Origin of the sequence: Mycobacterium sp. URHD0025 (assembly GCF_000426065.1) — a bacterium.
GTDB lineage: Bacteria > Actinomycetota > Actinomycetes > Mycobacteriales > Mycobacteriaceae > Mycobacterium.
This window is the reverse complement of sequence record NZ_AUEQ01000011.1, coordinates 349,116-361,953: the sequence shown is the minus strand read 5'-3', so window position 1 is coordinate 361,953 and position 12,838 is coordinate 349,116. Positions and strand designations below refer to the sequence as shown.

The 12,838-nt window shown below is 65.1% G+C and carries 13 protein-coding genes; 7 read left to right on the top strand and 6 right to left on the bottom strand.

Annotated features, from left to right (window positions below):
* The 6 genes from H977_RS33470 to dnaA form a co-directional block, all read right to left on the bottom strand.
* The coding region (locus tag H977_RS33470) for a DNA topoisomerase subunit B (protein WP_036476355.1) at positions 1-1,747 on the bottom strand (1,747 nt) is incomplete at its 3' end.
* 210 nt (positions 1,748-1,957) lie between these two features.
* On the bottom strand, positions 1,958-2,536 hold the full coding sequence (locus H977_RS0118665; protein WP_029109282.1) for a DUF721 family protein: 579 nt from the start codon (positions 2,534-2,536) through the stop codon (positions 1,958-1,960).
* Positions 2,533-3,687 (bottom strand): DNA replication/repair protein RecF, encoded by a 1,155-nt coding sequence (recF, locus tag H977_RS0118660; RefSeq protein ID WP_029109281.1) that lies wholly within the window; start codon positions 3,685-3,687, stop codon positions 2,533-2,535. The genes H977_RS0118665 and recF overlap by 4 nt, the downstream gene beginning before the upstream one ends.
* 11 nt (positions 3,688-3,698) lie before the next feature.
* Positions 3,699-4,592, bottom strand: a complete 894-nt coding sequence (gene gnd, locus H977_RS0118655; protein ID WP_029109280.1) for a phosphogluconate dehydrogenase (NAD(+)-dependent, decarboxylating) — start codon at positions 4,590-4,592, stop codon at positions 3,699-3,701.
* Positions 4,593-4,617: 25 nt separating this feature from the next.
* The gene (gene dnaN, locus H977_RS0118650; RefSeq protein WP_029109279.1) at positions 4,618-5,808 is read right to left on the bottom strand and encodes a DNA polymerase III subunit beta; all 1,191 of its coding nucleotides are present in this window, start codon (positions 5,806-5,808) and stop codon (positions 4,618-4,620) included.
* A 651-nt stretch (positions 5,809-6,459) separates the two neighbouring features.
* Positions 6,460-7,983, bottom strand: coding sequence for a chromosomal replication initiator protein DnaA (gene dnaA, locus H977_RS0118645; protein ID WP_029109278.1), 1,524 nt, complete (start codon positions 7,981-7,983; stop codon positions 6,460-6,462).
* Positions 7,984-8,497: 514 nt separating this feature from the next.
* Here dnaA and rpmH point away from each other — a divergent pair.
* The 7 genes from rpmH to H977_RS0118615 are packed head-to-tail and all read left to right on the top strand — an operon-like array spanning position 8,498 to position 12,809.
* Positions 8,498-8,641 (top strand): 50S ribosomal protein L34, encoded by a 144-nt coding sequence (rpmH, locus tag H977_RS34920; protein ID WP_003883350.1) that lies wholly within the window; start codon positions 8,498-8,500, stop codon positions 8,639-8,641.
* Between the two features lie 31 nt (positions 8,642-8,672).
* A complete protein-coding gene (gene rnpA / locus H977_RS0118640) occupies positions 8,673-9,029 on the top strand; it encodes a ribonuclease P protein component (protein WP_029109277.1) in 357 nt (118 codons plus the stop codon).
* The gene (gene yidD / locus H977_RS0118635) at positions 9,026-9,382 is read left to right on the top strand and encodes a membrane protein insertion efficiency factor YidD (protein ID WP_029109276.1); all 357 of its coding nucleotides are present in this window, start codon (positions 9,026-9,028) and stop codon (positions 9,380-9,382) included. Before rnpA ends, yidD begins: the two co-directional genes overlap by 4 nt.
* A 43-nt stretch (positions 9,383-9,425) precedes the next feature.
* The gene (gene yidC, locus H977_RS0118630) at positions 9,426-10,454 is read left to right on the top strand and encodes a membrane protein insertase YidC (RefSeq protein WP_231396001.1); all 1,029 of its coding nucleotides are present in this window, start codon (positions 9,426-9,428) and stop codon (positions 10,452-10,454) included.
* A gap of 39 nt (positions 10,455-10,493) precedes the next feature.
* Positions 10,494-11,036 carry a Jag family protein gene (locus tag H977_RS0118625; RefSeq protein ID WP_029109274.1) on the top strand — a complete coding sequence of 181 codons (543 nt, stop codon included), beginning with the start codon at positions 10,494-10,496 and terminating at the stop codon, positions 11,034-11,036.
* 58 nt (positions 11,037-11,094) lie between these two features.
* Positions 11,095-11,811 (top strand): 16S rRNA (guanine(527)-N(7))-methyltransferase RsmG, encoded by a 717-nt coding sequence (gene rsmG, locus H977_RS0118620; RefSeq protein ID WP_029109273.1) that lies wholly within the window; start codon positions 11,095-11,097, stop codon positions 11,809-11,811.
* A 2-nt stretch (positions 11,812-11,813) separates the two neighbouring features.
* Complete coding sequence (locus H977_RS0118615; protein ID WP_029109272.1) at positions 11,814-12,809, top strand: ParA family protein; 996 nt, start codon at positions 11,814-11,816, stop codon at positions 12,807-12,809.
* The last annotated feature ends 29 nt before the right edge of the window (positions 12,810-12,838 follow it).

The following is a 12,838-nucleotide window of genomic DNA, read 5'->3' as shown; positions in this document are numbered from 1 at the left end:
CCCGCTCGCGGTCTGAGTAGGCGAACTCCGGTTCCTGACGCTGCCACTTGAGCTTGTACAGCGGCGGCTGGGCCAGGAAGATGTGGCCGTGCTCGACCAGCGGTTTCATGAAGCGGAACAGCAGGGTCAGCAGCAGGGTCGAGATGTGCTGGCCGTCGACATCGGCGTCGGCCATCAACACGATCTTGTGATACCGCAGCTTGCTGAGGTCGAACTCGTCGTGGATGCCGGTTCCCAGGGCGGTGATGATGGCCTGGACTTCGGTGTTCTTCAAAACCCGGTCGATGCGGGCCTTTTCGACGTTGATGATCTTGCCGCGCAGCGGCAGGATGGCCTGGAACATCGAGTCCCGGCCGCTCTTGGCCGAGCCGCCGGCCGAATCGCCCTCCACCACATACAGTTCGGACTTCGTCGGATCGGTGGAGCGGCAGTCGGCCAGCTTGCCGGGCAGGCCGCCGATGTCGGTGGCACTCTTACGGCGGACCAGTTCGCGGGCCTTGCGTGCGGCGATACGGGCCTGTGCTGACGAAACTGCCTTGTTCACAACAGTTTTGGCTTCGGCCGGATTGGCCTCGAACCAGTGGGTGAGCTGCTCGTTGCAGATCTTCTGGACGAACGACTTGACCTCGGTGTTCCCGAGCTTGGTCTTGGTCTGACCCTCGAACTGCGGTTGTGCCACTTTCACGGAGATGACCGCGGCCAATCCCTCGCGGATGTCATCGCCGGTGAGGTTCGGATCCTTCTCCTTCAGCAGCTTCTTGTCCTTGGCGTATTTGTTCACCACGGTGGTCAGCGCCGAGCGGAAACCTTCCTCGTGGGTACCGCCCTCGTGAGTGTTGATCGTGTTGGCGAACGTGTGCACCGATTCGGAGTAGCCGGCGTTCCACTGCATCGCGACCTCGACCTCGTGACCGGGGCCCTTGCCGTCGAAGTCGATGACGCTGGGCTGGATCGAGGTCTTGGTGCGGTTGATGTGCTTGACGAAGTCGACCAGACCGCCGGGGTAGTGGAAGGTGCGGTGCTTCACCTTGTGCGGCGCGGCCGCCTCGGCTGCCGTCTCCTCCGCCGACTTGGGGGCGGCCGCGGTGTCGGCGACCACCTCGTCGACCACCTCGGCCTGAGTCACCCGCTCGTCGGTGAGCTCGATGGTCAGGCCCTTGTTCAGGAATGCCATCTCCTGCAACCGCCGCGCGATGGTCTCGAAGTCGTAGACCGTGGTCTCGAAGACGTTCGGATCCGCCCAGAACCGGATCGTGGTGCCGGTCTCCTTCGTCTTCTCACCCTTGCGCAGGGTTCCGGGCACGGAGTTGTCATACGTCTGGAACCACTCGTGGCCGTCGGTGCGCACATCGGCTTCCAGCCGCGTGGACAGTGCGTTCACCACCGAGACGCCGACGCCGTGCAGGCCGCCGGACACCTGGTAGGCGCCTTCTTCGAACTTGCCGCCCGCGTGCAGCACCGTCATGACCACGTCGATGGTCGGGATACCGGTGGAGTGCATGGCGACCGGAATGCCACGCCCGTCGTCGGTGACCTGGACTCCGCCATCCTCGAGGATTCGGACGTCGACCTTGGTCGCGAAGCCGGCCATCGCCTCGTCTACCGCGTTGTCGACGACCTCCCAGACAAGATGGTGCAGGCCACGTTCACCGGTGGAGCCGATATACATGCCGGGGCGTTTACGAACGGCTTCGAGCCCTTCCAGCACTTTGATCGAGTCGGCACCATACTGATTCTGGGCAGCCACGTCGGACGCGTCTCCTTGGGGTTCGCGGGAGGCGGTTACGTCACCGCCCTGCAGATCTCGCCACAGTCTACCGGGCGACACGTACAGGGCCGACTCTGTAGCGGCGTTTCCACCTATCTAACTGCGCCGTGCGCGGAATTTCTCGGGCATCGGTGCCTCCGGACGCTTGAGAAGATCCAATTCGCGCGTCTCGGCGTTCTCAGCGCAGTGCTAGCCGTAGGTGTCGCGGGGACCGCGGCCCGCGATGTGATACCGGCCCTTCCGCCACGACGGGCCGACCGGCCCGACGATCTTCAGCGAGGTCACCACGCCGTCACCGACCGCGGCGGCGATCTTGGCCAGGAGCTGGGATTGCACCATCCGAAGCTGGGTGGCCCACGCCGTGGATTCCGCCGAGACGGTCAGCACACCTTCGTCCAGGCCGGTCGGGTCGGCATGGTCGGCGATCTGGTCTCCGACCACGACGCGCCAGCGACCGAACACTGAACCCTCGGCCACCTTCGAGGACCAGCCGCGGACCTTGGCGAGGTCCCGGGTGGCAGTTCCGAGCAGTTGCGGATCGCGAACGTCGGGCCCCGGCCCCGACCAGCTGCGGCGTCGTCCCGCGTTGCCGGCCACCCGCCGCACCGGGGCGCTGCGGCCCCGGCCGACATCCTTGCCCTGGCTGCGGGCCGCACCTCGAGCCTCTTCGAGAGTCCGGCGCACCAAATCCATTCCGCGCGTCCGGGTGAGTTCGTCGGGTGAGACCGCAGGCGCGGGGTCGCGGGATTCCGCCGGGTCGTTCGTCATGCCTGTACCACCGATATCCGTCCCTGGTCGCCCTCGGTCATCCTGATCTCCACACGATCGACCGCCCAGTCCTGCGGGATGTCCTCGCCAACCGCCGCGGTCACCAGGACCTGCTCGGCTTCGCCGGCCACCGCGGCCAGTGCCTGCCGGCGCGCGGTATCGAGCTCGGCGAAGACATCGTCGAGCAACAGCACCGGATCGACACCGTCCGAACGCAGTAATTCGTAGGCGCCCAGCCGCAGTGCCAATGCCATCGACCACGATTCACCGTGGCTGGCAAAGCCTTTCGCGGGCTGGTCGCCGAGCCACAGCTCGAGGTCGTCGCGGTGCGGACCCACCAGACAGACCCCGCGATCCAGCTCTGCATCGCGCCGCCGGGCCAGCGCGTCGAGCAGTGCGGCTTCGTAGAACTCCACGGTCTCCGGACCGGGTGCCTCGGCGATGGCCTCGACACCGCTGCGGTACCGGATGGCGGCGGGCCGACTGGACGGCGCCAACAATTGATAGGCCTTCTGCACCTCGGGATGCAGCTGCTCGACCAGTGCGATGCGCGCGGCGACCAACGCCGCACCGTGCGCGGCGAGGTGACCGTCCCACACATCGAGCGTGTCCAGCACGCTCCGGTCACCTCGATAACGTGCTCCCGCAGCAGTTTTCAGAAGTGCGGTGCGCTGCCGCACGACCTTGTCGTAATCCGCACGGATACCCGCGATGGCGGGGCGGCGAGTGGTCGCCAACTCATCGAGATAACGCCGACGCTCACCCGGGTCCCCCCGGACCAGCGCCAGGTCTTCCGGACTGAACAACACCGCCCGCAGGACCCCGAGGATCTCGCGGGGTGAACGCACCGGCGACCGGTTCAGCCGGGCCTTGTTGGCCCGGCCGCTGGTGATCTCGAGATCGACCGCCAGTTCCCGGCCTTCGTTGACGACGATGCTCGAGACGATCGCGCGCTCCGCGCCGGCCCGGATCAAGGGCGCGTCAGAAGCCACCCGGTGAGAACCCAAGGTGGCGCAATACCACAGGGCCTCAACAAGATTCGTCTTACCGAACCCGTTCGGGCCGACGAATACGGTGCGACCGGGTTCGAGCTCGAGCTCGACATGTGCCCAGGACCGGTAGTCGGTCAGTCCCAGGTGACGGACATACACAGTGCTCGCACCTAACCGGACTCGCTGATCCGGTGTACCGCGTGGCCACCGAACTGGTTGCGCAACGCCGACACCGCCTTCATGGTGGGGGAGTCCTCTTGTCTCGAGGCGAACCGGGCGAACAACGACGCCGCGATCACCGGCATGGGCACGCGGTGACTGATGGCTTCCTCGACAGTCCAGCGGCCCTCCCCGGAATCCTCGGTGTAACCGCTGATGGCGGCGAAGCCGGGATCCTCCTTGAGGGCCTTGGCCATCAGCTGCTGCAGCCAGGACCTGACCACGGTGCCGTTGGTCCAGGCCTGGATCACCGCCTGGGGATCGGTGATCAGTTCCTCGGCCGACAACAGCTCGTATCCCTCGGCGTACGCATGCATCAGTCCGTATTCGATGCCGTTGTGCACCATCTTGGCGTAGTGACCCGCGCCGACAGGGCCGGCATGGACGAATCCGTCGGCCGCCTCACCCTCCGGACGCAGCGTGTCGAAGATCGGCATGGCTCGAGCCACATCGGCGTCGCTGCCGCCGACCATCAACCCGTAGCCCTCCCGCAGGCCCCAGACGCCGCCCGAAACGCCGGCATCGATGAAGTTGATTCCCTTGTCGCCCAACAACTTCGCGTGCGGGCCATCCTCGGTGTAGCGCGAGTTGCCGCCGTCGATCACCAGATCACCCGGACCGAGCACATCGGCGAGGGCGACGATGGTCTGGTGAGTGACGGTGCCCGACGGCACCATCACCCAGACCACCCGCGGCGTCTCGAGCGCGGCAGCGAGATCGGCCAGGCCGGCCACGTCACTCACTTCCGGACGCGGGTCATATCCGATCACCTCATGGCCACCGGTGCGCAGGCGCTCGCGCATGTTGAAGCCCATCTTGCCCAGGCCGACTAACCCCAGTTGCATGTGCGCCCTCTCTCACCCGAGCCGGTCAGCCGGGGAGGCGTACCGGCATCAACAGATAGACGTAATCGGTCTTGGCGGCCGGGAACGGACCCGATCCACCCGTACCACCATCCTCGCCCGTCGGCCGCAACACCGCGGGCCGGCTCGGCGTGGTGAAACCGAAAGTCACGCGATCGGAATGCAGTGAGCTCAACCCATCGGTCAGGTAGGTGGGGTTGAACGCGATGGTCAGCGGGTCCCCGGCGAACTCGACCGGCAGATCTTCCTCGGCCCGGCCCACGTCATCGGCGCCGGCCGACAGCCGCAGCACGTCGTCGCCGAACTCCATCCGGATCTGGGCACCCCGGTCGGCCACCAGCGCCACACGCTTGATGGCCTCGGTGAGCTCGGCCACCCCGATCGTGGCCACGGCGGTGTGCTCACTGGGCAGCAGCTGCCGGAACTTCGGGAATTCGGCATCGAGCAGGCGCGTGGTGCTGCGCTTGCCGTTACTGCGAATACCGAGCAGGCCTTCCTTGCCGACCGCGGCTCCGGACCCGAGCGACAGGTGCACCTGGTTGCCGTCGGTGCCCGCCTTGGCCGCCTCGGCCAGGGTCTTCGCCGGGACCAGGACTGCGGCTTCGACGTCGGTGGCGCTGGTTTCCCAGGTCAACTCGCGCACCGCGAGCCGGAACCGGTCCGTTGCCGCCAAAACCACTGATTCACCGGAGATCTCGACCCGGATACCGGTCAGCATGGGCAGCGTGTCATCGCGCCCCGCCGCGACCGCGACCTGACCGATGGCCTCGGCGAACAGATCAGATGACACCACGCCGGTCTCGTCGGGCAGCGCCGGCAGCGCCGGGTAGTCCTCGACCGCCAGGGTGGGCAACGAGAACCGGGCACTGCCACAGGTCAACGCGACCCGGGTGCCTTCCACGCTGAGCTCCACCGGCTTGGCCGGCAACGCCTTGGTGATGTCGGACAACAACCGACCCGACACCAAAACGCTTCCGGGAGAGGCTATTTCGGCGCTGACACGGACCTCGGCGGAAACTTCGTAGTCGAAGCCGGAGATGGTCAGACCGTCGTCGGTGCCGGTCAGCAGGACGCCAGCCAGGACCGGGATGGTGGGCCGGGTCGGCAGATTGCGGGCCACCCAGGCCACCGCATCCGCGAAGTCCTCACGCACCACGCGGAACTTCAAGTCGGTCAGCCCAGCCGTCGTCGTCGCCACGTGCTATGCGCCCCTTCGATGATCCCCATAACGAGCTCTACCTGCGTCTTCCGAAACCGGGCCACACAGCGTGACGCTGAATGACAAAGCTGGAAACCGCTGTCGATGAACCACCGTAGAGCTTTCCGCATCAACTTGAAAGCTAATCGATCGGGGTGACATGGGGGCGGGCTCGTGCTCGGCGGACCGTTCAGACGTCCGGTTCGTGCGGTGTCCCCAACCCCCTTCTTCTAGAAAGAACCTTTAGAAGATATTTGAGTAACAGTATTAGGGCCTGTGAAAACTGGGGATGAACGGGTGTTTGCCCAGCCCCATCGGTGTGTCGCGCTGTGAGTGCACTGTGGAGACCGGGGGACGGACCGGCGCTCGAGTGTGGACAGATGCCATCGTGTGGATGATTTTGTCATTCATCCCGTGGTTTGCCCGCAGGTTGTGCACAGCACTTTCCACAGCGGTCAGCTGTGACCTGTGAGGCGCAAAGAGGCGAAAGTTGTTACAAGATTTTTCGCCGGACGCGGCTGACGCGTCCATGATGTGAGACGCGCGAGCAGCGATCGACGGATTCCGCGGGCCGTTCCGTGCCGTTTCGCGGGCAGCGTCCGGCCACCTCGAGCGTGATCGCGAGGGGGAAAGGCAGAGATACCGGGCGACTCAGCGCTTGGCGCGCTGGCGAATCCGCGTGGTGAGTTCCTTCACGTGGTCGAAAACCTCACGCCGTTCGGCCATCTCGCCGCGGATCTTCTTCTCGGCGTACATGACCGTGGTGTGATCACGCCCGAACGCCTGGCCGATCTTCGGCAGGGACAGGTCGGTGAGCTCGCGGCACAGGTACATGGCGATCTGGCGGGACTGCGCCAGCGCGCGGGTCTTACCGGGCCCACGCAGCTCCTCGACGGTGGTCTCGAAGTACTCGGCCGTGGCAGCCATGATCGCTGCGGTACTGATCTGCATGGTCGTGGCGTCTGCGATGAGATCCCGCAACACGACCTCGGCCAGAGACTTGTCGATCCGCGTCTTGTTGAGCGAGGCGAACGCGGTGACCCGGATCAGCGCACCCTCGAGCTCGCGGATGTTCCGTTCGATGCTGCTGGCGATGAGCTCCAGGACGTCATCCGGCACGTCCAGGCGATCCATCTGAGCCTTCTTGCGCAGGATCGCGATGCGTGTCTCGAGCTCGGGCGGCTGAACGTCGGTGATCAGACCCCACTCGAAGCGGGTACGCAGCCGGTCCTCGAGGGTGGCCAGCTGCTTGGGCGGCCGATCCGAGGAGATGACGATCTGCTTGTTGGCGTTGTGCAGGGTGTTGAAGGTATGGAAGAACTCTTCCTGGATACCTTCCTTGCCTTCGATGAACTGGATGTCGTCGACCAGCAGGATGTCGATGTCGCGGTAGCTCCGCTTGAACGAGGCCTTACGGTCGTCACGCAGGGAATTGATGAAGTCGTTCGTGAATTCCTCTGTGGAGACGTACTTCACGCGCATGCCAGGGAAGAGACGCTGCGCATAGTTTCCGGCCGCGTGCAGCAGATGCGTCTTGCCGAGGCCCGATTCGCCCCAGATGAACAACGGGTTGTAGGCCCGGGCGGGCGCCTCCGCGATCGCGAGCGTGGCGGCGTGCGCGAAGCGGTTGGACGCACCGATGACGAAGGTGTCGAAGGTATAGCGCCGGTTGAGGTTGACCGCGTTGTCGTCGCCGACGGTCGAGTCACGCTGCGGACTGCTGAAGTAGGTGGGCCACGTCTCCTCGGCACTCACCTTGGCCGCACGGTCGTCGTCGATCTCGTCGGAGTCGGCGGAGGGTTCCGCCGACGCGGAGCTGGTTTCGGTGGCGGCCGCGGTTTCGGCGGGGGAATCGTCGGGCACCTTGGATGGAGTCGCGATGCGCACTCCGAGCTCGACCCGCTGACCGAGTTTGCGACTGAGCGCGTTGATGATGGGCTCGCGCAGGTGACGCTCGATCTCGTTCTGGACGAACGTGGTGGGGACCGAAAGCAGAGCAAACCCCTCGGCGATGACCAGGGGCTCCACCAGCTTGAGCCAAGCCCTTTGCTGAGGGGTCAGCTGCGGTGCGGCTGAATCACCCGTGAGACCGGACTCGGGGTCGCGGTCGCCGTTGAGCTCGGCGACGACGCTGTTCCAGACGGCGACGAATGGTGGGTCGGGGTCCGCTGTCAACGACCGTTTCCCCCTTTGAGGCGCTTCGAGGTCGACCCGGTGACGACCAAAAAGAACGATGACGAACTGTCCACATATTTATCCACAGCTTGTGGAGAAAGGACAGTCGTCGTCGCTCTGTGTCTGTTGTATGGGCGTCGTAGCCGGCTTTGTCACAAAGCTGCGAGGCTTGCGGCGGAGCGACGTCCTCGATCTTATTGTCCGGGGCCGGCCCAGGCTCGGAACGGCATTGCCAGAAGCTAACAGTTTTCTCTCGATGTGCCAACAGTTCTGCAACATCGAATGCCGCCGATCGAGGCGGTTCGGCGCAGGTTTGACCGAGGGAAATCTCATCAGTACCCTCGAGCAGTCGCCCGCACGTGGCGATACGGCTGCGCCCGGGAGGTTCCGGAGAATGCGCCGGTTAGTAAAGCACGACGGACGAGCTTAAACCGAGCTTGCACGGTGACCGTGTTCTTGGCGACATTTCGGTGTCGGCGGGCGCGGTTGCCAAACGGAACAAGGAGAGATTGCCGTGGCCAAGGGCAAGCGGACCTACCAGCCCAACAACCGCCGCCGTGCGCGCGTGCATGGGTTCCGGCTGCGGATGCGCACGCGCGCCGGCCGCGCCATCGTCGCCAACCGCCGTAGCAAGGGCCGTCGCGCACTTACTGCGTGATACTTCGGCTTTCCGGCAGGATTTGACGCTGGTGCTTCCGGCTCGATACCGGATGAGGCGATCCGCGGAGTTCAGTGCCACCGTCAGTCGTGGGGTGCGTGCGGTTCAACCTGATGTTGTCGTACACGCGCTACACGAAGGGACGGACGCCACCGGCCCGCGGGTCGGCTTGATCGTGTCCAAAGCCGTCGGCAACGCCGTCGAACGTCACCGGGTGTCGCGCCGGCTGCGTCATGTCGCTCGTACCGTGATTCCGCAACTGGATGCCACCGATCTGGTGGTCATCCGGGCACGCGCGGGCAGCGGAGATGCGCCGTCATCGCGGTTGGAGCAGCAGTTGCAACGCGCTCTCGAGCGCCTTGAGGCGCGGCGCGGGACGTCACCATGATCCGGAGAGCGGGTGCCGGTGCTGCCCGCGGTGCGATCTTCCTGATCCAGCTCTACCGTCACACCATCTCTCCGCTACGACTGCCGTCGTGTCGCTTCATGCCGACCTGCAGTCAGTACGCGGTCGACGCCCTCACCGAATACGGCTTGTTCCGCGGCGGTTGGCTGACATTGATCCGACTGCTGAAATGTGGACCGTGGCACCCGGGCGGATGGGACCCCATCCCGGACCGGTGTCCGCACGATCACGAGTCCGCCAGCCGTGATGAGACCGTCTCTGGCGAAATAGCCGCCGGCGAAAACCTTGTCTGGGAGACCCCAGCGAAGCGAGGGGAGAGCAAGTCGCGTGTTTAACTGGTTCAGCCTGGACATCATCTATTACCCGGTGTCGGCGATCATGTGGGTTTGGTACAAGGCGTTCGCCTTCCTGCTCGGCCCCGAGAACTTCTTCGCCTGGGCGCTGTCGGTGATGTTCCTGGTGTTCACCCTGCGTGCGATCCTCTACAAGCCTTTCGTCAAGCAGATCCGCACCACGCGGCAGATGCAGGAACTGCAGCCGCAGATCAAGGCGCTGCAGAAGAAGTACGGCAAGGACCGCCAGCGGATGGCGCTGGAGATGCAGAAGCTGCAGCGCGAACACGGGTTCAATCCCATCCTCGGGTGTCTCCCGATGCTGGCGCAGGTTCCGGTGTTCCTGGGGCTGTACCACGTGCTGATGTCCTTCAACCGGACGCAGACAGGTATCGGTCGACTGGGCTTGTCGGTGGAGGAGAACCGCAGCCTGGCGAACTATGTCTTCAGCGCGACCGACGTCGGCCACTTCCTCGACGCGAACCTGTTCGGCGCCCCGCTCGGCGCGACGATGATCCAACAGCACGGGCTCGAGGCGTTCACGGAGTTCAACCGGTTGGCTGTGGTGGCGGTCGGCGTGCCGATCATGATCCTCGCCGGCGTCGCGACGCACTTCAACAGCCGGGCCTCGGTGGCGCGCCAGAGCGTGGAGGCTGCCGCCAACCCGCAGACCGCGATGATGAACAAGCTCGCGCTCTATGTGTTCCCGCTCGGTGTGGTCGTCGGCGGACCGTTCCTGCCGCTGGCCGTGATCATGTACTGGTTGTCCAACAACATCTGGACTTACGGTCAGCAGCACTATGTGTTCGGGATGATCGAGAAAGAAGAAGAAGCCAAGAAGGCAGAGGCGCTGGAACGCCGATCGGCGAACGCGCCCGCCCCGGGAGCGAAACCGAAGCGGGGGCGCAAGCCCGACACAGGTGCCCCGGCTGAGGCGGGCGATCCGGCGGACGTCGAGGCGGACGTCGACGAAGCGCCGAAGGAAGCCCAGAAGGACGCGGCTGGTGGATCGGCAGGGCCGAGCGTGAATCGCACGCCCAAGCCCGGTGCCCGCCCGAAGAAGCGGAAACGGTGACCAGTTCTCACACTGGCTACGAGTAGGGAGAAGACGGATATGACGGACGCACAGACGACCGAGCCCGGCGCCGAGCTGGAGGAGGACATCCAGTCCGCGCCGAAGAGCGAGGAGGACTTGGAGGAGCGACTGGTCGCCGAAGGCGAGATCGCCGGCGACTATCTCGAGGAGCTGCTCGACCTCTTGGACTTCGACGGCGACATCGATCTCGATGTCGAAGGGGACCGGGCGGTGGTGAGCATCGACGGCGGCGGCGATCTGAACAAGCTGGTGGGTCGCAAGGGTGAGGTGCTCGATGCGCTGCAGGAGCTGACCCGGCTGGCCGTGCACCAGAAGACGGGTGAGCGCAGCCGGCTGATGCTCGATATCGCGCGGTGGCGTCGTCGTCGTCGTGACGAACTCGCGGCTTTGGGTGACAAGGTGGCCCGTCGCGTGCTGGAGTCAGGTGAGCGCGAGGAACTTGCTCCCATGACTCCGTTCGAGCGGAAGATCGTTCACGACGCAGTGGCCGCGGTCGATGGGGTCCGCAGCGAGAGCGAGGGCGTGGAGCCGTCGCGACGCGTCGTCGTTCTGCTGGGCTGAGTTTTAGTTACAAAGGTGTAGTTCGATTGCGGCGACGGTGCCGTAGGGAGTGCGGAGGATGTTTCACGTGAAACATGGACCGGTCCCCGCGGCACCGGAGGCCGCGGCGAGGGTCTTCGGAGATCGTCTGGAGACCGCCGAACGGTACGCGGCGATTCTGGCCGGTGCCGGTGTCGAGTGGGGTTTGATCGGTCCGCGCGAAGTGGACCGCCTCTGGGATCGACACATTCTGAATAGCTCGGCTCTCGGAGAGCTCTTGGCTCCCGACGAGCGCATCGCCGACATTGGCAGCGGCGCCGGCCTCCCGGGAATCCCGTTGGCCCTGGCGCGCCCCGACGTCCACGTCACGTTGATTGAGCCGTTGCTCCGACGCAGCGAGTTCCTCCGTGAGGCGATCGATGAGTTGGGACTTGATGTGGCGGTGGTCCGCGGTCGCGCGGAGGACACCGAGGTTCGTGCATCTGTGGGTGATCTGGACGCGGTGACGTCACGGGCGGTCGCCTCGCTGGACAAGTTGACGCGGTGGAGCATGCCCCTTCTGCGTGTGGACGGAAGGATGCTCGCCCTCAAAGGTGAGCGGGCCGAGGCTGAGATCGAAGAGCACCGGCGTGTGATGGCTTCCCTGGGTGCGGTCGATGCCAGGGTGGTGAGATGTGGCGTGAACTATTTGAACCCGCCCGTAACCGTCGTCGCCGTGCGACGCGGGACGGTCAAACCGGGCAGCCGGTCAATAGGCAGAGCCTCCGGGTCGCGGGGGAGATCGGGCAGGAGATGAGGATGGGTTCTGATCGGCAGGCAGCCGCTGGGGCGGGTGCTGCGCGCGCCGTTTCACGTGAAACGGTTTCACGTGAAACATGGAACAACAACGGCGGTACCCCGTGGACCACGGACGCCAGCATGGACACCCCGATCGCGGCGGAGGCGGAGCAGGCGACGCGCGTCCTACACACCTCGCACGGGCAACTTCCCCGGCCGGCGCGCCAACGGGTGTTCACGATCGCCAACCAGAAGGGCGGCGTCGGCAAGACGACGACCGCGGTGAACGTGGCCGCGGCTCTCGCCCTTCAGGGATTGCGCACGTTGGTGATCGATCTGGATCCGCAGGGCAACGCGAGCACGGCACTGGGTATCGAGCACCGGCCCGGGACTCCGTCCTCGTACGAGGTGCTCATCGGAGACATCCCGGTGGAGGAAGCCCTTCAGCAGAGCCCCCACAGCGATCGGCTGTTCTGTATCCCGGCGACGATCGATCTCGCCGGCGCGGAGATCGAGTTGGTCAGCATGGTGGCTCGCGAGGGCCGGTTGCGGTCGGCGCTTGCGGCCCTCGCCAACCACAACTTCGACTACGTGTTCATCGACTGCCCTCCGTCCCTCGGGTTGCTCACCATCAACGCTCTGGTGGCGGCTCCCGAGGTGCTGATCCCGATTCAGTGTGAGTACTACGCGCTGGAAGGTGTGGGGCAGCTGCTCCGCAATATCGAGATGGTGAAAGCACATCTCAACCCCGAGCTGTCGGTGTCCACGGTCATACTCACGATGTACGACGGACGGACCAAGCTGGCGGATCAGGTTGCCGAAGATGTGCGAGAGCACTTCGGAGACAAGGTGTTGCGCACGGTCATCCCGCGCAGCGTCAAGGTGTCGGAAGCTCCCGGATACGGGATGACGATCCTCGATTACGATCCGGGTTCCCGCGGGGCGCTGAGTTATCTCGATGCGAGCCGTGAGATCGCGGAGCGTGGGGCTCCGCCCCGCGCAGCAGGCGCCCAGTAACCACCAGCCAGTAGACAGACAGCGGATGG

What these genes read in the sequence shown, in the direction of transcription:
- H977_RS0118665 (WP_029109282.1), bottom strand. Translation starts at nt 2,536, where the DNA reads ATGACGAACGACCCGGCGGAATCCCGCGACCCCGCGCCTGCGGTCTCA.
- H977_RS0118615 (WP_029109272.1), top strand. Translation starts at nt 11,814, where the DNA reads ATGGGTTCTGATCGGCAGGCAGCCGCTGGGGCGGGTGCTGCGCGCGCC.
- yidD (WP_029109276.1), top strand. Translation starts at nt 9,026, where the DNA reads ATGATCCGGAGAGCGGGTGCCGGTGCTGCCCGCGGTGCGATCTTCCTG.
- H977_RS0118625 (WP_029109274.1), top strand. Translation starts at nt 10,494, where the DNA reads ATGACGGACGCACAGACGACCGAGCCCGGCGCCGAGCTGGAGGAGGAC.
- yidC (WP_231396001.1), top strand. Translation starts at nt 9,426, where the DNA reads ATGTGGGTTTGGTACAAGGCGTTCGCCTTCCTGCTCGGCCCCGAGAAC.
- rsmG (WP_029109273.1), top strand. Translation starts at nt 11,095, where the DNA reads ATGTTTCACGTGAAACATGGACCGGTCCCCGCGGCACCGGAGGCCGCG.
- gnd (WP_029109280.1), bottom strand. Translation starts at nt 4,592, where the DNA reads ATGCAACTGGGGTTAGTCGGCCTGGGCAAGATGGGCTTCAACATGCGC.